At 42.8% G+C, this 26,362-nt stretch carries 25 protein-coding genes and 1 pseudogene; 5 read left to right on the plus strand and 21 right to left on the minus strand.

Annotated features, from left to right (window positions below; genetic code table 11):
- The first annotated feature begins 15 nt into the window (after positions 1-15).
- Complete coding sequence (locus ACI2JM_RS13995) at positions 16-780, plus strand: sulfite exporter TauE/SafE family protein (RefSeq protein WP_227522957.1); 765 nt, start codon at positions 16-18, stop codon at positions 778-780.
- Positions 781-1,245: 465 nt separating this feature from the next.
- On the opposite strand, the gene ccmI is transcribed toward ACI2JM_RS13995, so the two are convergent.
- The 17 genes from ccmI to ACI2JM_RS14080 all read right to left on the minus strand — a co-directional run bounded on the left by ccmI (position 1,246) and on the right by ACI2JM_RS14080 (position 17,856).
- Complete coding sequence (ccmI, locus tag ACI2JM_RS14000) at positions 1,246-2,526, minus strand: c-type cytochrome biogenesis protein CcmI (RefSeq protein WP_062844964.1); 1,281 nt, start codon at positions 2,524-2,526, stop codon at positions 1,246-1,248.
- Positions 2,523-3,086: a cytochrome c-type biogenesis protein gene (locus tag ACI2JM_RS14005; protein ID WP_062844965.1), complete on the minus strand. Its 564-nt coding sequence runs from the start codon at positions 3,084-3,086 to the stop codon at positions 2,523-2,525. The genes ccmI and ACI2JM_RS14005 overlap by 4 nt, the downstream gene beginning before the upstream one ends.
- Entirely contained in the window at positions 3,083-3,733 is a 651-nt protein-coding gene (locus ACI2JM_RS14010) for a DsbE family thiol:disulfide interchange protein (protein WP_062844966.1), read from the minus strand. The genes ACI2JM_RS14005 and ACI2JM_RS14010 overlap by 4 nt, the downstream gene beginning before the upstream one ends.
- Complete coding sequence (locus ACI2JM_RS14015; RefSeq protein WP_058025868.1) at positions 3,726-5,780, minus strand: heme lyase CcmF/NrfE family subunit; 2,055 nt, start codon at positions 5,778-5,780, stop codon at positions 3,726-3,728. The genes ACI2JM_RS14010 and ACI2JM_RS14015 overlap by 8 nt, the downstream gene beginning before the upstream one ends.
- Positions 5,781-6,024: 244 nt before the next feature.
- Positions 6,025-6,903 carry a hypothetical protein gene (locus ACI2JM_RS14020; RefSeq protein ID WP_244656567.1) on the minus strand — a complete coding sequence of 293 codons (879 nt, stop codon included), beginning with the start codon at positions 6,901-6,903 and terminating at the stop codon, positions 6,025-6,027.
- A 508-nt stretch (positions 6,904-7,411) separates the two neighbouring features.
- A complete protein-coding gene (gene tatC, locus ACI2JM_RS14025; RefSeq protein ID WP_011959994.1) occupies positions 7,412-8,281 on the minus strand; it encodes a twin-arginine translocase subunit TatC in 870 nt (289 codons plus the stop codon).
- Positions 8,278-8,664 (minus strand): Sec-independent protein translocase protein TatB, encoded by a 387-nt coding sequence (gene tatB / locus ACI2JM_RS14030; RefSeq protein WP_036599454.1) that lies wholly within the window; start codon positions 8,662-8,664, stop codon positions 8,278-8,280. The genes tatC and tatB overlap by 4 nt, the downstream gene beginning before the upstream one ends.
- A gap of 55 nt (positions 8,665-8,719) precedes the next feature.
- Positions 8,720-9,004, minus strand: coding sequence for a Sec-independent protein translocase subunit TatA (gene tatA, locus ACI2JM_RS14035; protein ID WP_011959992.1), 285 nt, complete (start codon positions 9,002-9,004; stop codon positions 8,720-8,722).
- Between the two features lie 80 nt (positions 9,005-9,084).
- The gene (locus ACI2JM_RS14040) at positions 9,085-11,703 is read right to left on the minus strand and encodes a copper-translocating P-type ATPase (RefSeq protein WP_062844968.1); all 2,619 of its coding nucleotides are present in this window, start codon (positions 11,701-11,703) and stop codon (positions 9,085-9,087) included.
- Between the two features lie 115 nt (positions 11,704-11,818).
- Positions 11,819-11,974, minus strand: a complete 156-nt coding sequence (locus ACI2JM_RS14045) for a hypothetical protein (RefSeq protein WP_201555241.1) — start codon at positions 11,972-11,974, stop codon at positions 11,819-11,821.
- A gap of 150 nt (positions 11,975-12,124) precedes the next feature.
- Positions 12,125-12,601: a DUF305 domain-containing protein gene (locus ACI2JM_RS14050; RefSeq protein WP_037059145.1), complete on the minus strand. Its 477-nt coding sequence runs from the start codon at positions 12,599-12,601 to the stop codon at positions 12,125-12,127.
- A 95-nt stretch (positions 12,602-12,696) separates the two neighbouring features.
- Positions 12,697-13,824: a copper resistance protein B gene (locus ACI2JM_RS14055; protein ID WP_404644993.1), complete on the minus strand. Its 1,128-nt coding sequence runs from the start codon at positions 13,822-13,824 to the stop codon at positions 12,697-12,699.
- A gap of 25 nt (positions 13,825-13,849) precedes the next feature.
- The gene (locus ACI2JM_RS14060) at positions 13,850-15,556 is read right to left on the minus strand and encodes a copper resistance system multicopper oxidase (RefSeq protein ID WP_062844970.1); all 1,707 of its coding nucleotides are present in this window, start codon (positions 15,554-15,556) and stop codon (positions 13,850-13,852) included.
- 94 nt (positions 15,557-15,650) lie between these two features.
- A complete protein-coding gene (locus tag ACI2JM_RS14065) occupies positions 15,651-16,289 on the minus strand; it encodes a DUF411 domain-containing protein (RefSeq protein ID WP_062844971.1) in 639 nt (212 codons plus the stop codon).
- A 165-nt stretch (positions 16,290-16,454) separates the two neighbouring features.
- On the minus strand, positions 16,455-17,078 hold the full coding sequence (locus ACI2JM_RS14070) for a cytochrome c (protein WP_045448094.1): 624 nt from the start codon (positions 17,076-17,078) through the stop codon (positions 16,455-16,457).
- Positions 17,079-17,139: 61 nt separating this feature from the next.
- Positions 17,140-17,412, minus strand: a complete 273-nt coding sequence (locus ACI2JM_RS14075) for a hypothetical protein (RefSeq protein ID WP_011959985.1) — start codon at positions 17,410-17,412, stop codon at positions 17,140-17,142.
- 159 nt (positions 17,413-17,571) lie between these two features.
- A complete protein-coding gene (locus ACI2JM_RS14080) occupies positions 17,572-17,856 on the minus strand; it encodes a hypothetical protein (RefSeq protein ID WP_062844972.1) in 285 nt (94 codons plus the stop codon).
- 325 nt (positions 17,857-18,181) lie between these two features.
- On the opposite strand from ACI2JM_RS14080, the gene ACI2JM_RS14085 reads away from it, so the two are divergent.
- The 4 genes from ACI2JM_RS14085 to ACI2JM_RS14100 all read left to right on the plus strand — a co-directional run bounded on the left by ACI2JM_RS14085 (position 18,182) and on the right by ACI2JM_RS14100 (position 22,993).
- Positions 18,182-18,928 (plus strand): heavy metal response regulator transcription factor, encoded by a 747-nt coding sequence (locus ACI2JM_RS14085; RefSeq protein WP_201555269.1) that lies wholly within the window; start codon positions 18,182-18,184, stop codon positions 18,926-18,928.
- Positions 18,918-20,390, plus strand: coding sequence for an ATP-binding protein (locus ACI2JM_RS14090; protein ID WP_404644996.1), 1,473 nt, complete (start codon positions 18,918-18,920; stop codon positions 20,388-20,390). The genes ACI2JM_RS14085 and ACI2JM_RS14090 overlap by 11 nt, the downstream gene beginning before the upstream one ends.
- Before the next feature lie 183 nt (positions 20,391-20,573).
- The gene (gene lgt, locus ACI2JM_RS14095; RefSeq protein WP_011959981.1) at positions 20,574-21,458 is read left to right on the plus strand and encodes a prolipoprotein diacylglyceryl transferase; all 885 of its coding nucleotides are present in this window, start codon (positions 20,574-20,576) and stop codon (positions 21,456-21,458) included.
- 812 nt (positions 21,459-22,270) lie between these two features.
- Complete coding sequence (locus ACI2JM_RS14100) at positions 22,271-22,993, plus strand: CHAP domain-containing protein (RefSeq protein ID WP_060492333.1); 723 nt, start codon at positions 22,271-22,273, stop codon at positions 22,991-22,993.
- A 1,408-nt stretch (positions 22,994-24,401) separates the two neighbouring features.
- Here the strand turns inward: ACI2JM_RS14100 and ACI2JM_RS14105 are convergent.
- The 4 genes and pseudogenes from ACI2JM_RS14105 to ACI2JM_RS14120 form a co-directional block, all read right to left on the minus strand.
- Entirely contained in the window at positions 24,402-25,370 is a 969-nt protein-coding gene (locus ACI2JM_RS14105) for a DNA-binding protein (RefSeq protein WP_404644999.1), read from the minus strand.
- A 141-nt stretch (positions 25,371-25,511) separates the two neighbouring features.
- Complete coding sequence (locus ACI2JM_RS14110; RefSeq protein WP_045448295.1) at positions 25,512-25,808, minus strand: hypothetical protein; 297 nt, start codon at positions 25,806-25,808, stop codon at positions 25,512-25,514.
- Positions 25,795-26,081, minus strand: a pseudogene (locus tag ACI2JM_RS14115) (BrnT family toxin). Before ACI2JM_RS14115 ends, ACI2JM_RS14110 begins: the two are co-directional and overlap by 14 nt.
- 8 nt (positions 26,082-26,089) lie before the next feature.
- Positions 26,090-26,305 (minus strand): type II toxin-antitoxin system RelB/DinJ family antitoxin, encoded by a 216-nt coding sequence (locus tag ACI2JM_RS14120; protein WP_045448298.1) that lies wholly within the window; start codon positions 26,303-26,305, stop codon positions 26,090-26,092.
- Positions 26,306-26,362 lie beyond the last annotated feature (57 nt).

The raw sequence follows: 26,362 nt of genomic DNA on the forward strand, positions 1-26,362 counted from the left end.
TGTTGGAGCTTAACCGTGCTCGATATTTTACAAGCAATTCCTAATTGGCATCTTGCAGGGCTGTTTTTGGCGGGTATGATTGCTTTTGTGATTTCCACCATATCAGGAGGTGGCGGTGCACTTTTACTTATACCTGTCACCTCTGCGCTGATAGGGATCTCGGCTGCGCCACCCGTGATTAATTTAGGTAATTTCATTAGTCGCCCTTCACGTCTTTATTTATTTTGGCATCATATCGACTGGTCGCTAATAAAGTATTATGCGCCAAGCGCTATCGTTGGTGCGTGGTTAGCTGCATTATTATTTAGCCGTCTTGATGGGAGCTGGATTCAGTTATTAGTGGGTGCATTTTTGATATCTACCGTCTTGCAGTATCGTTTTGGCAAAGTAGAAAAATCTTTTAATATGCCTAAACTGGGGTTTGTGCCTTTAGGTTTTATTACGGCGTTCATTAGCACACTCGTCGGCGGTTTGGGTCCTGTGCTCAATCCTTTCTATATGAATACGGGATTACAAAAAGAAGATTTAATCGCTACTAAAACAGCTAATTCATTCTTTGTAGGATTGGCTCAGATTGGTAGTTATACTTTTTTTGGCGTATTGACTGCCAATCTTTGGATTTATGGCTTTGCTTTAGGGCTTGGTGCTGTGGTTGGCAACATCATTGGTAAGCGCTTTTTAGCAGGTATGAATATCAAGCAGTTTAGAGTGATGCTGATCCTATTAATGGTCATTAGTGGCGTAGTGATGATTGTCCAAAACGTCATGATTCTGTTTTAAATTAAACCAAAGTTATCTGACAGTGAATATATTCATTATCACTGCTAGAGCTAACAATACTGATGTAAAAACAAGCTACGCGGACCATAGCTGAAACGCGGGATACTCAGATAGGGATAGATAACTAAGAATTCATTCGAGGCATGGTTGCCTGTGCGGTACTAATTCTAAATAGTGAGCAGCAAGCAAACCTTTGCCACCGTATTTACTCATGGTCCCACTGTTAAAAAGTCTTTAGTAGAGTTATTAAGCCATATACCTCTTCTGCGGGAAGCTGAAAATGAGCTGTCTGTTATGTTTAATCAAGACTTTCTATAGTCATCCGTCCAATTATTTCACTAGCAAAACACCATAGCCGTTTTTTACTTCTTTACTAATAGGTTATACAGCTATTGATAGCACCACTTTCAAAAGCTGTCCTACATACGGTTCTAGTATTATGAAACTTACTGTAATAATCATTTGTTAAGGGATCTGTTGATTGATTTCAATATTAACTTGAGTCTGTTCAGCGCTAATCACTACTGGGTTACCTGATAGATCACCCGACTCTGCGGACGCAGTCCCACTATGGCTAACACGAGCAACGACTGCTAACTGAGTTTTGTCGCTACGGGCAGATTGTAACGTGCGTTCTGGCATCATCGCATCAAGATCGCTTAAACGGATACTGGCTTTACCTTGCTTGATGATACTAATAGGTAAACGTTTGGCGGCAAACGGAGGGCCCCCTTTCACATCACGTATCGCTACAAACAACACATCATTGGCTTTAACCAATGGTAATAGACTCGCATCAATAGAGACGGTAACTTCGATACCTTGCGCGGCTTGCTGCTCTTGCTCGATGACATTAGCACTTAGCTCATCAAGGCTCGCTAGCGCTTTACTATGGTCACCTGGTTTGGCAGCGATGCTCTCACGTAAACGCTTAATCCAACCTTGCGCTTCTGCAAAGTTACTACCACGTGCCTCACCCATTGCCATTAGCATCTGCGCACCTTCATGCTGTGGATTTTTGGCAAGGACATCTTGTAATACACGGCGGCTACTGGCATCAAGCTGACCTTTATTGGCAAAAAAGCTAATCTGCGCATAAGTGGTCGCAATCTCTTCATTGTCTGGTGACAGACGGTAAGCGCGTGACAAAGCTTCAATCGCTGAGTCGGTAGCTTCAAGCGATAAAAACAGCTCTGACAAACGCATCCAGCGATCAGGATCATCGGCATGACGATAAACGTTGGTCTGCATCGCGCTGATAAGCTGCTGGCCGTTTTCGATTGCCCATACAGGTGGCTGATCGATTTTGCCAGTCAACAAGTCATCAGCGACTTTTCCGACCTTGTCTTCGGCCGTCCACAGATCAAACACAGGCGTTCGGTCACCCACCATCAGATACGCCAGCGCAGCCAATACAGGCACCCAAACCATGAGGATCAAGCGGCTTTTGATACCAGGGGTGACCATCGGCGTGACTTCACGCTGGGCATCCAATAGTTGCCGCTCAAGCTCAAGCTTTTGGTTTTGGTAGTGAGCATCATCGATGGTGCCACTGTCTTTGTCTGTTTTTAGCTCTGCCAGACGCTCGCGAAACACCGCCACGTTGATATCTAGTAGCTGGTTGTCCACAGAAGTGCCTGATGTACGCGTGGCGCGCAGCCATGGCATGATGGTAATAACAGCAAGGAGTAAGGCAATCAGTAAGCTTAGAGCAATAAATAAGCCAGCAGTAGAGAATATGGTCATTTTTTGTCCTCGGGGCTTGTGGTGTCATGAGCGTCATTATCGGTGCTATTGGCACGCGATAGCAGACGATCAAGTTCGGCTTTTTCGGCGGCAGTCAGCTCCGAGGCGGTATTATCTACCGTCACTCTACTCTGACCGCTCGCTACCAGCTGGCGGCGACGGCTTTGCCAAAACCACCCTATCAATAATACGATCAGTAGCAATGGCGGAAAAAACCATAAAATCCATGTCGATGGACGTACAGGCGGCTTGTAGCTGATAAAATCGCCGTAGCGCTCTTGCATATAATCCCGGATTTCCGCATCACTACGTCTGTCTTTAATCAAATCATAGACTTTTTGCTTTAAGTCTTGGGCAATCGGCGCATCAGAACCTGCCAAGTTTTGGTTTTGGCATTTCGGGCAACGTAGCTCTTCGATCAATCCTCGGTATTGTGCTTCTTGTTGGACAGAATCAAAATCATAGACGTCAATCGCCGCATAGCTGGTCACACTTAGGAGACAGGCAAGTATTAAGCTCGCTACTTTTATCGTAACGGCCTTTATTGAAAGGGCTATCATTTGCACACCTCTTCAACCTGAATCGCATCTGGACTGACGTTATTATCATTGGCATCATTGAGTACCGTTAAGCAAGGCTCAATACGATCTTGCCAGTTACTCTCGTTAATCTCACCAACAATGTGCTGGCGAATAACGCCTTCACCATCGACAGTGAAAGTCTCAGGCGCACCCGTCAACCCTAAGTCCAAGGCAAACTGGCCGGACAAATCCTGAATAGACATCGAAAAGGGATCACCGCCTCGGTTCAGATAACCGAAAGCATCACCAATATCGTCTTTATAATTCACGCCAACCAGATTGACACCACGCTCTTCTAGTTGCATCAAAAAAGGATGCTCAATAACGCAAGTTGGGCACCAAGAGCCCCAAATATTCATCAAAAAGGGCTCATCAGGTAAGTTGTCATTGGTCATGATCCGACTGGTATCGGACAACAATGGCAGCTCAAACGCTGGTACTGGGCGTTCAAGCGCGGTATTGGTTACGATTTCAGTCGGCTGCCCCAAACGAAAATAAAGCATAACCATAACAGCAGCAAAGATGATCAGCGGGATCAAAAACCATATTCTAATTTGGCTTTTTTTCATTGTTCGATTACCTTTTGTTTCAGGGGGTTGCTCGGAAAAATGATTAGACTTAGTCATTTTGCTTCTCCCCTATTAGTGTCGTGTTATTAGTAGTGCTTTTAACATCTAAATCAGTAACCGTCGTAAAGCCTGACTTACTCGCTGCAATTTGTGCAGGGGTCTTGGATGTTTTGAGACGATAGCGCCTATCAAGCATACTCAGCAGACCACCCAATGCCATAATAATAGCGCCGAGCCATATCCAACGAATCAATGGCTTCACATAAATACGTACGGCCCATTTATTACTGCCTTCAGCTATAGGTTCACCAAGTGCGACGTACACATCACGCATCAGACTGTCATCAATCGCTGCTTCGGTCATTGGCATCATGCTAATAATGTAATTGCGTTTTTCAGGGTATAACGTAGTCACAGCACGGCTATCTTTACTCACTTCGACCTCAGCTTGGGTCGCATCATAGTTACTGCCTTTGACTTCGCGGAAGCCTTTAACGGTGAAGTCGTAACCTTGGACATGGACCGTTTCGCCAACACTCAATGCCACATCGCGCTCGATACTCAAGGTACTGGTAAAGGCAACACCGATGACCGCTACAATCACACCAATATGTGCCGTTTGCTGACCCCAGTAGCTTAAACGCAGCTTATTTAAGCCTTGCAAAAAGCTTGGTGCATTTTTGGTTTTGTCTTTGAAATCAACCACCATCCAGAACAGTACCCAAAAACTTACTGCTAGTGTTACACCAATATTAAGCATGGCAGATGGACTGACAAAGTAAGTGATGACTGCAGCTAATACTAGACTGCTCGCCGCAATGACCATACCAACGCCTAACAATGGACGCTTATCTTGTTTCCAGCGGATATTGGAGCCCATACCCATGGCAACCAGCAATAGCCATGTTAAAGGCACAAATAGCGCATTAAAGTACGGAGGACCTACCGATACCTGACCCAAGCTAAAGGCGTCGGCAATGATAGGATAGAGGGTACCAAGCAATACCACTAACGTTGCAATCAAAATGATGACGTTGTTAATGACTAAAAATGACTCACGCGAAACCAGTTGATACTGACTTTCAATCGTCAAACGCCAGCCACGCAGCGCAAACATCAGCAAACCACCACCGACGATGATGCCAAGAATCACTAAAATTACCAGACCACGAGTGGGGTCAGCGGCAAACGAATGCACTGAGGTAATAACCCCTGAACGTACAAGGAAAGTACCCAAGAGACTTAAGGCAAAAGCAAAGATAGCCAGCATAATGGTCCATGCTTTAAAGACACCGCGCTTCTCAGTCACTGCCAACGAATGCAGCAAGGCTAAACCGGCAAGCCAAGGCATCAGTGAGGCGTTTTCTACAGGATCCCAAAACCACCAGCCGCCCCAGCCAAGCTCATAATACGCCCACCAAGAGCCAAGAGCGATACCAACGGTCAAAAACCCCCAAGCCGCTAGCGCCCATGGACGCGACCAACGTGTCCATACTGCATCCAAACGCCCTTCCCACAATGCCGCCATACAAAAAGCAAATGGCACCGCTAAGCCCACATAACCCATATACAGCATCGGTGGATGAACGATCAGCCCAAAATCCTGCAAAAGTGGGTTGAGATCTACCCCATCTACGGGCAGATTGGGCAAGGTACGATCAAATGGCGACGAGGTAAAAATCAGCATCGCTAGCATCATGACCTGCACACCGGCCAATATCACGAGTACCCGCGCGCGCATCGACAACGGTAAGCCACGGCTAAAATAGGAGACCAGCGCGCACCACGTGGCCATGATGGTCATCCACAACAAGAGCGAGCCTTCGTGTCCGCCCCATGTCGCCGAGAGTTTATAGTACCAAGGCAACAAAGTATTAGAGTGCTGCGTGACATAGACGAGACTAAAGTCATTGAAATAAAAGCCTGCCATCAATGCAACAAATGAAAAAATCATGGCAGCAAACTGTGCCCATGCCAAACTCGGTGCCAAACGCTGCCAAGCAACATGGTCACGCATAACGCCTATCGTTGGTAATACCACCTGCAAAATCGCCAAGATTAAGGCGGCTAGCAAGGCAAAATAACCCAATTCTGTGATTAACATACGGTCTAACCCTGTTTACTCTAATATGATTTAAGCTCACTGTAACGGTTGGATTTTTATTATTGGAAACTATTGAAATTTACTGCTATCTCTAGCTCCAATTGTTTTCGAAGTGTTTTGAAAAGCGTGCCGAAAGTAATAGACAATCATAAATATACAACCATCTTTTGTTAGGTAAGAAGAATATTGAATTAGTTAACCGGACTTATAACAGCCTAATGCTATCTAAATAAGACCTAGACGATCACACCTGAAAGACAGGCGCGAATCCACCGCCTGGCGTACGGAAGTTAGTCACCTGACCTTGATACACACGCGCAGCAGGTAGTAACAGTTTTCCGCCATACGTATAAAGACGTATATCTACCTTTCTTGTTGTTACGATGTCATCAATTTTGAGTGATCTCTCTCCTGCAGGGACAAAGGTCTGTGCGATATAATCTTCATCCAGAATGTTTTCGAAGACGCGTCGAGTCAGTTTGCTACCGCGATAAACGCCTTTGCTTCCATGACCAGCAACTGGCTTAAAAAACAGTTGCCGCCGAGTAAGCCACAACTCTGCTGCATCGTCTCTTGATACAATCTTAGTCCTCGGTACAGACCTTTCGAGGCACTCCACTGCAGCCTCATCCAGACCCCAAGAGCGCAATATTTGGGAGTCTGATAGCAATGTCAGGTTTTGCTTATTGGCCAACATAGCATGTACGCGGGGATTGGGTGTCACTACCACAGCACCCTCTAAATAAGCCTGCTTAAGCAATACATGGTCAGGGTCCTCAAATGCAAAGTCGACAAGCCGATTGTAAATCATATCGATTTTCTGGCCATGGGCTGTTAACGTACCGTCGATATACTCGAGTTCAGAGGGATCAAGTATCACAGTATCAATACCTCTAGCTTGGAGCAGTTGACAGGCTAACTCAAACTCTAAGAACATGAACTGACTCTCGGGGTCATTGTCCACAATGGCTATCCGATTGGGCATAGCAACAGCGGACTGTCGCTGCCATTCCTGTTTGAACATGTCAAACACTGCTTCCTCGAACCTATCTAGCATTTGATTGGTTGCAGCGCTTTGCTCTGAGGGGTTGCAACAGCGTTTTTGTGCGCGAGCGAGCAACACATTCAGAAATGCGCCACCGGCATTAGTATTGACCTCGATGAGCTGAGGTCCATCGCTACCCAAGTGAAAGTCATAACCCATGAGGGCCCCTATTGGGCCTGGGTCGAAAGCAGCTATTTCTGGTGCCCACGACAGCACTTGCTCTTGATACAATGGCAGTTCGGCAGCTGACTCGATAGCCCTGACGATTCGCTCCATCGCCTCTATCTCTGTTTTGGGAACGAACACGGGTGTTGCTGAAAAAAGCTTATTAAGCTCGTTCGCTCCTATTGGATTGTTTCTAGTTTCTACCAATTGATCTTGAAGGCTTGTATTAAGCGCTTTACGATCAAGGGTAATGCAGTAGCACTCTTGGTTAAGTCGATTTGCAAGACCGTCATTTTTTTCGTTGTTATTAGTTGGGTGTTCCATTTAGAGTCCGTCGCTAAGTAGAGTACTCACGCTGACATACTCTAGTAAAAAGTAAAAAGTAAAAAGTAAAAAAGGTTCTTGGCGTATTTAAGTAGTGCTAGCTACTTTCTAATGTTTCATTCCCTGAGACTAAATCATTATTTCGTTCATTTTTAATTAATATCTTTGCTAAGAGTAAACCCAGCTCAAATAATAGCCACATAGGAATCGCCAACAACAGCATTGATACACCATCAGGCGGTGTCACTACCGCGGCGATCCCAAAACAGCCGACTATGATATAACGACGCTTATCTTCTAAAATTTGAGTAGAAACGATTCCGGCCATTATCAGCAATAAGGTAACCACTGGAATCTCAAAAGTCAGTCCAAACACCATAAATAGCTTGAGGGCAAAGCTCAGATAACTGTCAATATCGGTCATTGGTATAACGTTCTGCGGAGCGAACATAATAAAAAATTTCAATACCCCTTTGAGTACGACAAAGTAGGAAAAAGCAACACCAGCATAAAATAGAAATATCGAAGATAGCAGTACAGGAATGGCAATTTTCTTCTCTTTTTTATATAAGCCGGAAGCTACAAATGACCAAATTTGATACAGGATATAAGGCATTGCTAAAAATGCGGCGACGAATATCGTTAAGCGAATGGGTGCCATAAAGTTTGACGTTATATCAGTGGCAATCATGGTCGAATTGATGGGTAACTGCGCCACTAATGGGTCTGATAAAAGATTATAAAGCTCGCGTGAAAATCCCACCAATACTAAGAATATAATTAAGACGACCACGCATATTCTTATTAAGTGCGTACGCAGCTCGATTAAATGTCCGGTAATAGGCATATCGCCAAGCGTACCTAACGTATCTCCAGACTCACTATTCTGTGTTGTATCTGTTGGCGCCTCAAACTCTATATCTGTTATTTTTTCTTGTCGACTTTTTTGCCGTTTAAATAGGCTCACTGATCCGCCTCCTGTTTAATGAACGAGGAGGTAGTATTCTGTTGATGGTCTTTATCATAAGGGGTGATTGACTGATGTGAAGCGTCTAGGCTTTGGTTCTGTGACTGCTCAAACTTTTGCATACTGCCACGCATTTCTGCTAATTCGCGCTTCATATCCGACTCGGTCTGACGGATTTTCGCAAGTTCATTTTGCATTTGTTGACGTGTTTCAGCTAGATCAAGCTCAGCTTCTATTTCAGATTGTAGAGTGGATACTGTACGGCGCAGTTTGGCATACCATTGCCCAGCGGTACGTGCGGCTTGCGGCAGTTTTTCTGGCCCCAATACGATTAAAGCAATGACGCCAAACAAGAGTAATTCGGAAAACCCAATATCAAACATAACAGTCACATATATTAATAGACTACTTAGTGCCGCTATTTATAAGCGGCGCGCTTCATACTTTAGGCTGGTCATCAGTGGAAATAGGGCTGATTTCCATATCATCAGCCTGATTACCTACACGCGTATTTAAATCATTACTTGCAGCTGGCGTACTATTTTCATGGCTAAGCACATGATTTTTGCGAGCATTCTCGGGTTCTTCATCTTTGACCGCTTCTTTAAAACCCTTCACCGCACCGCCTAAATCTTTACCTGCATTTTTAAGCTTGGCAGTACCAAATACGACCACCACTACGACCAATAAAATCAGCCAATGTGTAATAGAAAAGCTGCCCATAACGGTATCCTTATATTTTGTGATCTTGTTTAGACCAGTATGTGTCAGTGTGCTTTAGAACACTTTTTACCGTACCAGAATTATAGTTTCAAACGGCGCAATCGCAGCGCGTTAGCAATCACCGAGAATGACGACAAGCTCATCGCTGCCGCTGCTATCATCGGACTGAGCAGAAGCCCAAATATGGGATAGAGCACACCTGCGGCAATAGGAACACCAAGTGCATTGTAGATAAAGGCAAAAAACAGATTCTGTCTGATATTGCGCATGGTGGCGTGGCTAAGCTTATAAGCTTTGGCAATGCCCATTAAATCACCTTTTAGCAGGGTAATGCCCGCACTCTCCATCGCCACATCGGTACCAGTTCCCATAGCGATACCAACATTAGCTTGCGCTAGCGCTGGTGCGTCGTTGATACCATCACCCGCCATAGCGACCAATTTACCGCTGTCTTGCATTTCTTTGACGATACGGTTTTTATCCTCTGGTGAGACATCCGCATGAACTTCATCAATACCTAGTTTATTGGCGACTGCCTGCGCGGTTTTTTCGTTGTCACCGGTTAGCATCACAACTTTTAAACCTGCGTCATGAAGCAGTGAAATAGCCTCTTTAGTGCTTGGTTTAATAGGGTCAGCAACTGAAATAATACCAGCAGCTTTACCGTCTATAGCCACAAACATTACCGTTTCTCCGTCTTTTCTACGGACATCAGCTTTAGTGGACAGCTCATTATCAAAACTATTTAGGCTTTCCATAAGCTTAGAGTTACCAATAGCGACTTTCTTACCATCGACCACGGCTTGTACGCCTTCGCCAGTAGTCGAATTAAAGTCAGTAGCTTTAGGAATAATGAGTGATCTTTCTTGAGCTGCTCTAACGATAGCTTCTGCTAAAGGATGCTCGCTAGCGCTTTCTACTGAGGCTACCAATGCGAGGAACTCGTCTTCATCTTGACCTACCTGCGCATCAATTGCGGTAAGCTCGGGCTTACCAGCGGTCAGTGTTCCGGTCTTGTCGACGACAATGGTATCGACTTTTTCCATACTCTCTAACGCTTCAGCATTTTTGATGAGGACGCCGTTTTGCGCGCCTTTGCCGGTACCAACCATAATGGACATCGGCGTCGCTAGACCAAGGGCACAAGGACAAGCAATAATCAGTACCGCAATCGCGTTAACCAAAGCATAGGTCATAGCGGGCTCAGGGCCGAATATTGCCCAGACAATAAAGGTAATGACGGAGCAAATAAGCACGATCGGTACGAACCACCCAGCTACCTTATCTACCAATTTCTGTATAGGTGCGCGGCTACGCTGGGCTTCAGCAACCATTTGTACAATTTTAGATAATACTGAATCTGCTCCAACATTGACCGCTTCGACTAATAGCGTTCCGGTGCCATTTACCGTACCACCAGTCACTGTATCTCCTGCTACTTTTGATACAGGGATTGGCTCACCCGTCACCATTGATTCATCAACATTACTATTACCATCGATCACTGTACCATCTACGGGTAGTTTCTCACCTGGTTTAACCCGTAGCTTATCGCCAGTGACGACCTCATCAAGCGAGACTTCGACTTCTTTACCGTTTTCATCGACACGTCTTGCGGTTGGTGGTGCGAGCTCAAGCAAAGCTCTAATCGCACCTGAAGTTTGACTTCTAGCTTTGAGCTCTAATACTTGACCCAGTAGCACCAAGGTCACAATGACCGCTGCCGCTTCATAGTAGACTCCGACTTGACCAGAGGCATCTCTGAAACTGTCTGGGAAAATATCGGGAAAAAAGGTCGCGACAATACTAAAAATATAAGCAGCGCCTACGCCTATCGCAATCAAGGTAAACATATTTAGATTGCGGCTTTTTATAGACTGCCAGCCACGGACGAAAAACGGGGCGGCGCCCCAAAGCACTACAGGGGTCGCGAGCACTAACTCAGCCCATTGTAAGATCTTTGAAGAGATACCATACTGACTAAAATTAACTACGTTTAAGTCAAACATACCGCTCATCACATATATTAATAGCGGTACAGTCAACACGGTACATATCCAAAAACGACGAGTCATATCGTCAAGCTCTGAGGTGTCCTCTTCACCGATAGTAAGCGTTTCGGGCTCAAGCGCCATACCACATATCGGACAACCGCTATTTCTAACGTCTCTCACTTCAGGATGCATAGGACAGGTATATACCGTGCCATCGTAATCAGCAGGTACTTTATCGTATTTACCGCCTTTAACAGATTTTACTCCGCTACTATCAGTATCCTTTCCATGACAACTGGCGTGACTATCATCTTTAGCAACTTCGTCTTCAGGTTTAAGAAACATGCCACATATTGGGCAGTCACTTTTTTCAACATCTCTTACTTCTGGATGCATAGGACAAATATAAATCGTGCCGTTATAATTTTCTGGTATCTTGTCGTACTTATTGCCTTCGACAGACTTTAACTCAGTACTATTATTAGCATCCGCTTTATGACAATGCGCATGACTGCCCTCATTATTGTTGGATTCAGCAACCTCGTCTTCAGGTTTGAGAAACATGCCGCATATCGGACAATCGCTCTTCTCAGTATCTCTAACCTCAGGATGCATCGGGCAGATATAAACCGTACCACTATAGTTTTCTGGCACTTTATCGTACTGACCACCTTTGATAGATTTTTCATCGGCAATATGTTTCATAAAATCACTCCTTGAAGACAATAAATAAAGCTTTTAAAGCACAATCATCAACCTTTAATTGCTATTCATCTAATTACTAATCTAGATATCTCGAAAATTAAGTTTCAATTGGAACTTAATCTTTATTACGCAAATATTTGAGTAAGGCCATAATAGTCAATATCAGTACCGCAAAAACCAGTACTGTAAACAATAAGGAGACAATAGATTCTCCCCAACCCATACCGTGCATCGATCCATTCATCATGCCGTGCATAGTCCCGTTCATCATACCGTGCATCATAATAACCATTACAAGGACTCCTTATTTGTTATTTCCTTAGTATAAGTAATGATATAGTGCTAGTGTGTGAACGTACACCTCTCAATAGTCTGCTTACTTAATAACACCTAATACAAAGTGCTCAAAATTTGTGACTGCCTATTCCAACTCATCAATAAGCGCTTGCATCTCACCGATTTCACGCTTTTGTGCTTCGATAATGTCATCAGCAAGCTGGCGTACACGTGGATCTTCGATATCAGCACGCGAACTGGTCAAAATAGCAATCGAGTGATGCGGTATCATCGCCTGCATCCAATCCACTTGATCGACCGTTTGTTGTGATCTAACGCCCCATAAACCAAAGGCAAATAGCACGACACTAATCCCATAAACCATTAGATTGACCTTAGTCTTTTTATACATATTGGTCATAAAGGCGAGCATAATAATAGCCATCATAGCGCCCATATATAACGCCATATAAGCTCTGGTTTCGCTAAAATAAACGTGATCCCATTGATAAGTATTAAAATACATCATGATAAACATCACGACTGTCGATGTTAAAATCATGATTGTGAACTTTACATAAGGGTTCATTTGCTTCTGTTTATTATCCATATGGTTATTCATATTCTTGTCCTTAATTTAGTAAAAAGGCACCTAAATAAAGAGGTGCCTTTTTTTAGAGCTAGTGTTATAAACTGTTGTTACTTACATGGTTAACACTAGAACCAAAATTTCACACCAGCTGTAACGCTACTAGAATCAACAGCTTCGTCTTCTTGACGTCGCAAATCTCTTGCGTTGCCTAAAGCGGTCTCATAGCTGATACCCACATAAGGCGCGAGCTGACGACTTAACATCTCGTAAGTAAGCCTAACGTCAGCCCCAAACTCATTAAAGCCTTTAGTAATATGGTTATCTGTATCATCTTTGCTAAACGCCGTCAGCTCTACTTCTGGAATCACTACCCAATGTTGATCTAAGCGCCACTCATACTCCGCACCTAGATCTAGACGAACTTGCCCATCAGTATATAAATAAGCTCTAGCATCGGTTTCGATGAAGTAAGGTGCAGTGCCTGCAATACCAGCCATCACGGCAGATTTATCATTTTCGGTATCATAAGCAACACCGGCTTCCCCATTCCAAAAAATACTAAGTGGCTTCCAGTAAGATAGTGAGGTTAAGCTATCAATTTCTTTATCATCTTTAGTTTGGATACTACCTTCGCTACGTAGCGTTACGCGGTTGCTGTCTGTACCGTACCACGTATCAAACTCATAATTGATTTGATCATCGTCAAATTGATAGCCCAAATCGTCTACTGATACGCCCCATAACGGTAAGCTACCCATCATCACAGGCTTACCAAAGCGACCATAGGGAACACCGTTCGAGTAGTCAGGGCTTCGAGCATCGGCTGGTGCTTCGCCACCTTGCATTCCTGACATGTCCATACTGCCATGATCCATGCCCGACATATCCATGCCACTATGATCCATACCTGACATATCGCCCGACATATCCATGCCACTATGATCCATACCTGACATATCGCCCGACATATCCATGCCACTATGATCCATATCTGACATGTCACCTGACATATCCATACCACTGTGATCCATATCCGACATATCGCCTGACATATCCATGCCACTATGGTCCATATCTGACATATTGCCCGACATATCCATGCTGCTGTGATCCATATCTGACATGTCCATACCAGACATGTCCATACTGCCATGATCCATGTTCGACATCTCAGCAGCGTTTGCTAAAGGTGACATTAGTAGCATCAAAGATGACATGCCAATAAACGGTAGACCTACTTTATATATTTTCATAATAAGGCTCATATTCGAAGGTTTATTAAACAACGGCAACTTCTCTAAACATCCCTGCTTCCATGTGATAGAGCAAGTGGCAATGCCATGCCCATCTGCCAGCTTCTCCGGTGACATCAAAGCTTATCTTTTGTGCAGGCTGTACCATTATCGTATGCTTACGTACTTGAAACTCACCTGAAGGCATCCGCAGATCGCTCCACATACCATGCAAATGCATGGGATGATTCATCATGGTGTCATTGACTAAGGTAATACGTACGCGCTCGTTGGGCTTAATATTGACCGGTGCGGCATCTTTGAACATAACCCCGTCTAGAGCCCAAATATAGCGCTCCATGTTTCCCGTCAGATGTATTTCAATCTCTCTGGTGGGTTTGCGCTGCTCTGCCATTATCTCATCGCCGACAGAGCGCAACTGACTATAATTCAAAACCTTTCTATCAATGTTACGTAGATTAATACCAGGGTCATCAAGGTTCATACGCGGACTATCAACGCGCATATCGGACTTAAAGTCATATTCTGTTTTGGCATGTTTAGCGTTATAGCCATTCGATCCCATGGCGCCCATCATGTCGGCCATCGTCAGCCATTCGATTTTGTCCATAGCAGGTATCGCAGGACGAGCACCTTTTTTGGTAGCAAGCGTTGTCGCAACATAGCCTGACCGATCTATGTTTTGAGCAAATATGGTATGCGCGTCTTTAGTGGGCGTCACGATGACATCATAAGTCTCGGCCACCCCAATACGGAAATCATCGATATCGACGGGACTGACATCAATCCCATCCGTCGCGACGACTTTCATTTTTAGGCCGGGGATGCGTACATCAAATATCGTCTGCGCTGAACCATTAATAAAACGTAGTTTGACAGGCTGTCCAGCCTTGACAAGTTGCGTCCAGTTAGCCGCTGTGGTTTTACCATTCATCAGATAGGTAAAGGTTTTTTCACCAGACAGATCAGTAAAGTCTGTCGGCATCATGCGCATCTGATTCCACATTTTGCGCTTATCAAACGCGGTTTTCATATCCGTTTCGGCAATATCAGCAAGCAGTTTTTTGAAGTCTGGTAGATGGTAGTTGTCAAAGTCGGCGCGCTGTTTGAGCAGCTTCAAGAGATTATGCGGGTTGCGGCTGGTCCAATCACTAAGCACGATCACATGGTCTTCGTCGATAGGATGACGTTCGCGCCCTTTCGGCTCAATGACGATGGCCCCGCGCATACCGGTTTGTTCTTGGAATCCAGTGTGCGAGTGATACCAATAAGTGCCAGATTGTTTCAGCGTAAATTTATACGTAAAGGTGCTATTTGCTGGTATACCATCAAAACTAATGCCGGGCACGCCATCCATCTCAAACGGTACTAGTAGACCATGCCAATGAATAGAGGTCGACTCATTCATTTGGTTATGGACGCGTATCACTACCGTATCGCCCTCGCGCATTTTTAGCGTTGGCGCTGGTAATGAGTCATTAATGAGCGTCGCCGTGCTTGACTTGCCATCAACAATGATGGGTTTTTTGCTGACATAAAGATCAAACTCTTTGCCTGTCAGTATGGGTACTTTATGATCGGGTTTATCACTGTTAATAGTAGCGCCCTGACTGCCTGAGCGACTCGATTGTCCCAATGCGCTACTAGCAATAGTCGGCATCAAGGAGGCACCAAGGACAGCAGAGGATCCGGTTAAAAAACGTCGGCGGTTCAGTATGTTCTTTTTATTCATAATGATAACCTGATTTAATTTGAGAGATGGTGGTTAAGCTTATAGTTATAACATTTTCGATATTTAACAGAATCTATTCACATCTAAGCCAACACTACAGCTGCTGCTGAGGAGACTCAATAGCAGCATAGACTTCTGTGGTGCCGTCTTTATTAAGCTGCATTACCTTATAAGGCATGAATTTACCTTCATACTCCATACCGGGGCTACCAACCGGCATACTCGGTACGGCAAGTCCAATAGCTTGTGCAGGAGGATTTGCTAAGAATTCAGCCATGTGTTTAGCAGGGACATGCCCTTCAAAGACAAAACCGTCGGTGGTAACGGTGGTATGACAAGAGCGCATTTGCTGTGGTACGCCATAACGCTCCTTAAATAAGGATAGATCTTCCACATCGTGCGTGGTTGCACTTAATCCATTGTTTTTTGCATAGCCTACCCATTCTTTACAGCAGCCGCAGTTGGCATCTTTATAAACCGTGGCTGAGACGTTTTTGAGTAATGATGACGAGCTGTTAACGGGAGCATTTGTAGGAGCAGAACTTTCATTTTGTACTTGTGCATTCTGGGTAGCAGACTGTTCAACCTTTACTGGTTGAGAATCAGAGCCACTGGTATTAGATTGGCTGCAAGCGGCTAGCGTTAACGAGAGTGACGATGTCACCATCAATAAAAGGACACGACCGGATAACCAGCTATGTCCATTAGAAAGCACATGTGTGTAATGTCTCATTAAATTACTCCTAAACGTCTATTGTTATGCTCGATATTCTAAAAACTTACACCCTATATTTGAATTCTTATGTACTTAACTAAAAACATTAAATGCAGCACTGTTCAGTACTGCATTATTAATAGCGACAACCGTGAGTTAGGAGGCTTTCATATCTAGAAAGTATTAATGCTGCATTCCAGATCCATCATCCGACATATTCATACCCATATCACCACCATCTGACATATTCATATCACCGTCAAATGACATGTCCATCATATCGCCATCTATCCTAGTGGTTAGCATCGTGTATTGGCTTTCATCTAATTCAGGTAACGATCTAATGAAGGCTACCATTGCCCACATTCTACCGTCATCATGGGACGCGCCCCACGCAGGCATTCCAGATGCCATAATACCGTGCTTAATTGCCCAAAAGCTTTGCTTTGCACCGTCTTCTGTTTGATAACGTTTGACAATATCAGCCTTGGTAAAGTTGGGCGGCTTTGGATATAAGCTCTCACTAAAGTCAGTTTGTGCCACTCCCGGAGACAAGTGACAGCCTGCACACATATCCTTATAGTCCGCGCCACCAGAACTGATTAGCTCAACCTTCTCTAAATCTGGTACCACAATATCTTTACTGGCATTTTCTATGGAACGATTGCGAGCAGTTTCTAAAAAGCTAAACATCATTGGGCTATGCTCTTGGTCAGCTCCCACATTGACAACGCCACTAGTAACAACCGCAAACACGCTAACGATTGCCACAAATACGGTAAAGAGCGCACCCAATAAAAATTTCATATGTTTTCCTAAGAATTTATTTCCGTTAAGTGTTGACTGCTATTTAACAGAGCTAAAATTTTTAAGATTTACTGTCGTTAGTAACGCAGTGTTTTTGGTACATTTGCTTCATTTTACCCATGTTAGCCATCATCGCTTTCATGGCAGGATCGCTCATGTCCATCTTGCTATGATCCATTTTTCCCATCATATCCATATGCTTTTGCATTTTTTCACAGTTCATTTGATCTTTTTCAGCATGCATTTTAGGGTCATGCGCCATAGCTGAGGTCGATACGACAAGAGCGATGGCCGTCATTGCGATTGATTTAGACAGTAATTTAAATTGTGACATGATTAATTCCTATTGTTTGGATTAAAGGCTATTGAGTTCAATAGCTGTTAAACCAGCCTAAATGATACATTAATCATTCTGACTGGTAGATGACGTTAAGATTACAATGTTGTCAGACTTCTAATTTTGTATTTTAATATCGCAGATAATCTTTTAGTATTACTTCTCACTACCATATTTTTTCACAAAATACTTTTCAGACTGCAAGTGTTGATCTTGATGCTGCACCTGACACGCGACTCTCGCATCAACATAGCCTTTCATTTGCACGCTAGAAATCTGTGCATCGTTATGATCTGCGTTCTTTGCAAAACTAGTGAGCGCATCACAATTACCGAGAACAGAAGCATCTAAGTTTGTGGTATGCGCATTGGCCGCTGACATGCCCACTAACATCGATACTGAAAGCAAAGCTGCTTTTTTTAATGAACTATAATTTTTCATATAAGACCCTTTAAAGATAAATAACAAACTGTTTAAGTAGGATAATTGCTTTACTCGTAGAGGCAGTCTGTATCAGAGACAAGCCAATATGCGGCGTTGATTTAGAATACTAAATGGTGGCTGACAGCTAGATGACACGGATATTACATGTTCGTTAGGAACAGCATAATATTGTCATCTTCTTGTCATTAAAACCAAATACCAGCATCTGTCTCTATCCAAAGAACACTGTTATAACAAGGGTTCCTGATAAATATATGGCTGATAAGCTAACAATGTTAGTGATACGCTGTTGACAACTATAATGATATAAAGGTAAGCAACGATGAAAGTACTGTTAGTAGAAGATGAGAAAAACCTTGGAGAATATATTAAGAAAGGCTTAACTGAGGCCGGTTTCATCGTGGATCATCACATGACAGGTTTAGATGGCTATCATGCGTTAATGACTGAAGATTTTAGTGTGGTTTTGATGGATGTCATGCTACCTGACGTCAGTGGCTTTGAGTTGGTACAGCGCTACCGAGCTGCTGGAAAGCATACGCCAGTTTTATTTTTAACGGCTAAAGATGATTTAAGCGATCGGATTAAGGGCATTGAAATTGGTGGCGATGATTATCTGACCAAGCCTTTTGCTTTTGCTGAACTGATTGTTAGAATAAAAAGCCTATTGCGCCGTGCCAATCAATCTGATTATAAAAGCTCGGTCATACACATAGCTGATCTGAAAATGGATATTGCCAAACGCACCGTTCATAGAGGCAACACTAATATAAAATTGACTGCTAAAGAGTTTGCTTTATTACAACTTTTCTTAGAACGTCAAGGTGAGGTACTGCCGCGCACTGTGATCGCCTCGCAAGTATGGGATATAAACTTTGAGAGTGATACGAATGTCATTGACGTGGCTATAAGGCGCTTGCGGATAAAAATTGATGATGGATTTGATATAAAGCTGATTCATACGGTACGCGGAATGGGCTACAAGTTAGAGCCACTGGCTGTCGACGTGGATAGTGGCATGGGCGACGATAGTATTAATAAAGACAGTCTGGCATCAAATGAGACATAAATCTAAGAATCGGCGTTGGTCACTGTTATGGCGAACTATTTTTTTACTGACATTGTTCGTTATTATCTCTCAGGTTATTATCTACGCATGGGTTCAGCGCTCTGTGAGTGGACACTTTGAGCAAATGGACTCAGAAATCCTTACTCATGCAGCTTTTAACCTGCGCAAACGTATGGTTAGTTTGGAAGATCACATAGAACCATTCACAGTATCAAAGTCGCAAGCGCTAATTGATGCCAATCATCTACATTCTTCTTGGCTGGATTATGATTTAAAAACCTTAGTATCAGATAAAAATGGCAAATTATTATCCAGCGATCCCAGTAATTTCATCAATGATCTACCGGCAGATTTTAGCTTGTTACAACTATTGCAGGACTATCGAGATCAGCAGTTTATGATCAAGATAAATAATAGGCATTACCGAGCCATTATCATTACACATCAAGAGGTTTTGGCATTTATTGCTCTACCTATCGATGTGCATCATCAATATCTTATCCAGTTTAATCGCCAGCTGAGCTTGATACTTATCGCCATCACCTTATTATTGGTTTCAGTAGCTGCACTAAGTGTACACTGGGGTTTTGCTCCCCTAGCTACTATCGTACAAAAGATGAAAGGCATTAATCTTCAAAGGTTAGATGAAAGAATTGTGGTTGGCGATATGCCGTTAGAATTACGTCCACTAACGGAGTCCTATAATTCTATGATGGTCAAGCTTGAAAGTAACTTTGAATCATTATCACGGTTTTCAGACAATATCGCCCATGAGCTACGTACGCCAATAGCGACGCTGAGTACGCAAACGCAAGTCATGTTAACTAAGCCAAGAGAAAGCGACGAATACATTGAGCAATTGCATCATCAGCATGATACGTTAAAGCAGTTATCCGCCATGATTAACGATATGTTACTACTGGCAAAAACTCAAAAAGAGCTGAGTGATTCGCAAATCAGTCATGTCGATATAGAGAGCTTGATCACAAAGCTTATAGATTATTATGAGATGATTGCTGAGGATCGTGAGATAACCTTTGAAAAATCGGGTGACTTTAAAACAGTACTAGGTGATAAAGGCTTATTGCAACGGCTGTTTGCCAACCTGATGTCAAATGCGATTTATTATGCGGCTAGTAATAGCACTATTATGATATCCGCTACCGTCCTCACTTCAAGCACCTCGCTTAATGCGCCAAAAGACGATATTCAATCCCCAGAGCAGCTCTGGTTAAGAATAACTATGACCAATCGTCTAGACAAACCATTAAATCAGATTGAAGCCGATAAACTGTTTGAGCGATTCTATCGTCATGATAAAACGAATACGATGCATTCAGGAACAGGCTTAGGCTTATCTATTGTGCAAGCTATCGCCAATGCTCATAATGGCAAAGTTAGTATTACTATCAAAGATGAGTGTCTTTTTGAGGTTGCTGTAAAGTTGTTGATTGCCAGGTAGTAAATACCTTCATACTGTCTATGAACCGCTCAGATTAGATCGAAGGCGAGTTTACTTGGAAGGTCTCTCTATCCATAAGATGAGATTCTGACTTGCGATAGTTGTACTTTTCAATTGTTGGACAAAAAATTTCTTATATAAGCCTATTTCATACATTCTATTACCAATAATTATGATGCCTTTATGATGATTCATCCTCAGTATGATCCCGTAGCGCTTTCCTTGGGTCCATTGGAAGTGCACTGGTATGGGCTAATGTATTTGCTAGCCTTTGCTGCCGCTTACGGTTTGGCTTGGTATCGCAGTACCAAACGCGACAATTGGACCACCGACATGGTCTCTGACTTAGTCTTTTATGGCGCGCTTGGTGTCATCTTAGGCGGTCGTATTGGCTATGTGCTGTTTTATCAGTTCGGTGAATTACTCCAAAACCCTGCCTATATATTAAAAGTCTGGGAAGGCGGTATGTCTTTCCACGGCGGCTTTATCGGCGTCATGCTAGGTATGTGGTTCTTTGCCCGTAAATATAAAAAGACTACCTTTCAAGTATTCGATTTTATCGTTCCTTGTGTACCAACCGGCTTACTGTTTGGGCGTATCGGCAACTATATCAATGGCGAATTATGGGGTCGCGTCTCAGACGGTGGCTATAACTGGCTGACCTACTTTCCGCAAGCCGCGGCGTTTGATATGGAGCAATTACAGAGCAATCCACAATTGCAAGAATTGATGATTGAAGTCAATGGTCAATACATATTGCCTCGTCATCCATCACAGCTATATGAAGCCTTTGCCGAAGGTCTGCTGCTATTTATATTCTTATGGTGGTATTCATCAAAACCACGTCCACGTATGGCCGCCTCCGCTGTATTCTTACTAGGCTATGGCATCAGCCGCTTTATCATTGAATTCTTCCGCCAGCCAGATGCTGACCAAGGATTCATATTATTAGGTTGGATGACCAAAGGGCAAATCTTAAGCGCGCCGATGATTATCGCCGGCTTAATCATGCTGATTTATGCTTACAAACGCGGTATTTATGATTGGGGTAAGCAGTCTGCATATTAGAAATAAGTGTCGAGGTGCATGAACAAATAAATATAAATGCAGTTCTAACAAGATACATTCCATTTGCAGAATTAATACCTATGTTAGTACAAGGATTTTTATTCCTAAACCTAATTTTTTCATCAGATAGTGGAACTTCAAAAGCTAAAAATAAATTTGGATATGTAACTTTTTATGTCAATGTAACCTATTTTAGATGTTATCTGTCTTTAAAATAACCAATTTCTTAGAAATTAATACAAGGAACTACATGATGTATCGCAACAATTACGTAAGATTACATAGTTCCTTAGCGAATTAAAATTCATATTGACACTATAAATTAGTATATTATTTTAATAATTGGTTAAACCCTATATAGCATAATTACTTCACCCACTAAAAAAACGTTTGAGGATTAAATCCTTAATTTAGATTTAATCCTCAAAAGTTTTTTTCTGCTTATCAAACAGGAGATATTGTTGTCAGGTTGGTCAGCTATATTCTATAAATGTTACACGAAATTACATTATAAAATAGGTATTTTTTATCATTTTATAAGCTTAAAAAGAGCTTTTATCAGATTTTTATTAGTGATGACATGCTTTACAGCCTATGCTAAAGTCCGATTTGTGTTTTGGCTAACAGTTTGACTTCCAATAAATTTATAAGGTTTTAGCGAAATCGTTGATAATGCCGGCCGCCTATGGAATAAGGGTTTGCAGCATAATTATTAGTCACCACAATGTGTATATTCTTGAGTTGTTGAGATTTAATTGACTGCTCTGTTATGGACAACAGACCATTTTGAATTAACCGTAGGTATTAGATTTATGAAACAGGCCTTATTGATTTTGTCAGTACTGGGTATGGGCATAGCACAAACGAGTACTGCTGCTGTAACGACCTTTCAAACAAGTAATAATATAACCAATATTTCTGCGGCATCAAACTACAGTTCGTCAAAAAATATTTATAGCACCAAAAGTGGTGCTTATGTTTCTAGCAATGATGAAATCAGTCAAGCAATTAGCAACTTAAGTGCGCAGGCTCAACAAAAAGAGAAACAGCTTTCGTTATCAAGTAGCCGCTTATATGCTGAAAGACAACAGCAGCAAGTCAATACTATCCCTGATAGCAATTCAGCACCCGCTATCGCTGCTGCTCGCGCTTCACGAGTGGCTCTATCTAGCAGCTCTGGATACTGTGCCCGTTACGTACGTAAAGCACTACAATCAGCTGGTTATGAGTTCACTCCAAATCCTTCAGCCTATCAGTACGCTACTCGTGGCACACTTGATAAAGCAGGTTTCAGCAAAATCAGCAATGATATGCCAACCCAAGTAGGTGATGTTATTGTCTATGATCGCTCATCAAAGCGTCCACATGGCCATATTCAAATTTTCGATGGTACAGATTGGATTTCTGACTTCCGTCAGAACAGTATCAGCCCATACAGTGGTGTCTATGCTTATACGACATGGCGTGATTCAAAATATGTGGATGACGCATCCGCATCAGATCGTAATATCTACCTTGCTATGAATGATAAATAAGACCTGAGAAGTCAGCACAACATATTTATTGCTTTTCTCCAACCCAGTAGTGATCTTACTATCATTGCTGGGTTTTTTTGTGCTTAACATCAGGGTGTATTTAACCTTTCATGATTTGATCAGTCAGAAATAGACACTACTGATATCATTACTCATTACAAGAATTATCGGCAAGCGCGTTTAAGATGCCACATGATACCGCTTGTGCACTACCTGCACATTTCTGGCGCAAAACTGAGAAATTTTTGGATTGCTAGCATTACAAGACAAATTACGAAACGACGCTCATGAAGATGTGGCTTAGCTCAAAGCGTATGGGTAAACCACCCCGAGTTCGTCGTACTCTCTAAGACTGTTTAGTCTCCGAAAACCTGAGGCGGTTCAGATGGTTTTTTGAGAGATTATGACACTCTCAAAGCGATTTGAAGTACTTGAGAAAGTTGATTATGATAGCACCTAAAGATTTACCAGAGTCATATCGAAAGACTAAACAAAAAAATGCCTCTGGGAGTTGACTCCTAGAGGCATTTAGTTTTTAATGTAGCTAACGGTTACAGAGTGCGTCAACACCCTGTAACGAACAAATAAGCATACGCAGTGCGTTATTTGAACAGCATTAAATGCCCGTGTAGGTGCATTTTATCCAAAAACTGCTTTCATATCAACCTTATTCACTATACATTTTAAAAACTGCTTTCATATCAACCTTATTCACTATACATTTTAAAAACTGCTTGTTCGCTCGTTACATCCTTGTGCTGCTCTCTTTGTACCCGTTACCCGTCAAATGGGTGGCAGGCCTCGGCGACGACTGCGTTTGACACAGGGGTAAGCTCTCGACAGGGGGTTCTAGACATATTGAGCAACGCAATGAGTGGTTACTCGTGCATATCGTAGCGGTATATTGGGTTTATGCCCTTGCTAGCGTATGACAGCACAGTAGCGGTTAAGAGCGTGTCTAGGCGGTGCTATCAGCCGTAATCTTAACAACCGTAGCTTGATACAGTGATACGGTCTTGATGACGCGATGGGCGATGAAGTCGGCATGACTAATCACATCAAATCCAAGGAATGCACTAAAGCGATTGTGAGTATTTTATCTACTCATAATCGCTTTAGGGTGAGTGTTCCTTGAAATCTGCTCAAGGCTCCAAAATCAGCATAAATTCACTTAGGCTAATTTAAGTAGTATATAGCCCACTCGGCTATATACTATAAGAGTCCAGAGAAAAATTTAGAATAGTTATTATACAGCAGTCACTTATTCAGTGAGTCGATATTGTCATGGTTGATTCATAAGCTTAGTGTGAATAGAACGAGATCTATGCCTTGGGTAAACTACCTCCCAAACTTATAACTGTTCTTTATCTTGAAATCCTAATTAAACTGAAACCTCGAATACTTTTATTTAGTCAGCATCCAAAGTATTATCTTTGTTTTGAATAAGTATTAGAGCATCTTGTGCTTTCTTAAGTTGATCTTGTAACAGAGTCGCTTGTTCCTGCTTTGATAAATGACGGCTTGATAGCTCGCTATATTGTTTATTCAATACGCTATGCTCAGCTTCAAGCTTAGCCTGTGTTTGAGTCAACTGATCGTTGAGTCCTGATAGTTTGTTACGCTCAGCGATTATGGCCTTTAACTCCCCTTTAACCTCTGCTGTGTCAGTCGCTATCTCATTGCGTTCAGTAGTGACTTTCTTTAGCTCATCCTTAGTCGCGGTCAGTTCTATTTGCAGACGTGAAATTTCTGCTTTATCGCTATGAGCAGTGGCTTCAAGCGTGGCCACTTTTGATAAGTTGACGTTAAGCTCTTTTGCTTGCTGGTCAAAGCTGCTGTGTAGCTCTGCAAGTTGCACTTGGGCTGCATCTGTTTTAGCTTGCTCAAGCTCAAGCGCGTGCTGAGTATCACTGAGCGTCTGTAACAGCGTATCACGCTCAGCAGTCATTTGAGCTGTACTGATTGCTGCTGCCTCTGCCGTTGCTGTGACTTCATCGAGCTGTACCAACAAATCGGCTTGTTCACTCTCTAGCGTTTTAACCGCCTCTTGCGCCTCATCTGTTTCAGCTTGTGCCTTGGCCTTAATACTCTCTAGTGCCTCACGCTCTTTCACCAAGCGATCATTAGCGATATCAATGGCCGTCTGCCACATATCCGCACCAAGCGCTTGTAAGCGCTCAGTGATACCACTTGGTAGCTCAACCTGTCTGAGCTGCTCTTCTTCTTGGTTATCCTGACGCCAAGACTTCATCGCCTCACTGATGGTTGTGAATGAACCACCGCCCAAAGCCTTACGCACCTCAGCTAATGTTGGCTTAATTCCTTGTTCTTGCAATTGGTCGGCAGTAGCATGAATTTGCTGAATAGTGATGGCCATCATCATCGTCCTTAATTTTGTATGAATAAATATGTAATTGTTGTATATTATGTATGTAGTATAATACAATTTACAATATACTACAATACAAAATATAAAAAAACCTCAAGTGATCTTGAGGTCACGGTCATTAAATTATAGTTAGTGATCCGCTAAGTATTCTTCTAGCGCATTATTGATCATTTCTTGATAGTCACCACCTGTTTGCTTGGCTCTATCCTTAAACTTGGCAATGATACTTGGGTTGATGACGCTCGCTTCAGCAGAGAACGCTTGCGGCTTAATACTGCCACGGATAGCGTTTGACCAATCCGTAACTTCTGGAATATCTGATAAATCAATATTGTCATCACTAAGCGTTGCTAAATATTCTAAGTCCGCTTGTTGCTTTGCCGTTAGTGGTGGTAAATCGTCTATTTGATAGCTAACCTTGTTCATATTGCCTCCTCTCACTCTTTGTGGCACGCCTAGCCGAGATAATGCGTATAACCTCGCCACCATCTATGTCTGTCTGCGTATGGGCTACTAATAAGACTGCTGTGCCGTCTATTGTACCCAGCGCCTGCCACCGCTCCTCACCATTTTCATACCTGTCTTGCTGACGCAGGCATAAAGGATCTAAAAAACCCGGGTAGCTGCCTCAAATGATAAACGGTGTTTGCACTGATTGGTGATGTTTTTTTGTTCATCCCATTCAAATCTAATACTCATCTTTTCTCTCAATCAGTATGCTCTTTATAGATTGGCAATTCATCTTGACTGACAGCTGCTACTTTCTGATACTCAAAAGATAGTGGCACTTTATTGGTTTGCGCCACTTGGGTCAAAAATAATTTGATCGCTTGAGACGGTGTTAATCCATAGCTTTCAAATACCGAAAAAGCATTTTCTTTTAGCTCTTGATCGAGCCTAATATTATAATTAGTTGTCGTCATAACATCACTTTTGGCTTATTTATGTACATATAATATAAGCCATTTGTATAGGCTACG

It is taken from the genome of Psychrobacter sp. NPDC064578 (genome assembly GCF_044901245.1).
GTDB classification, from domain to species: Bacteria; Pseudomonadota; Gammaproteobacteria; order Pseudomonadales; family Moraxellaceae; genus Psychrobacter; species Psychrobacter cibarius_C.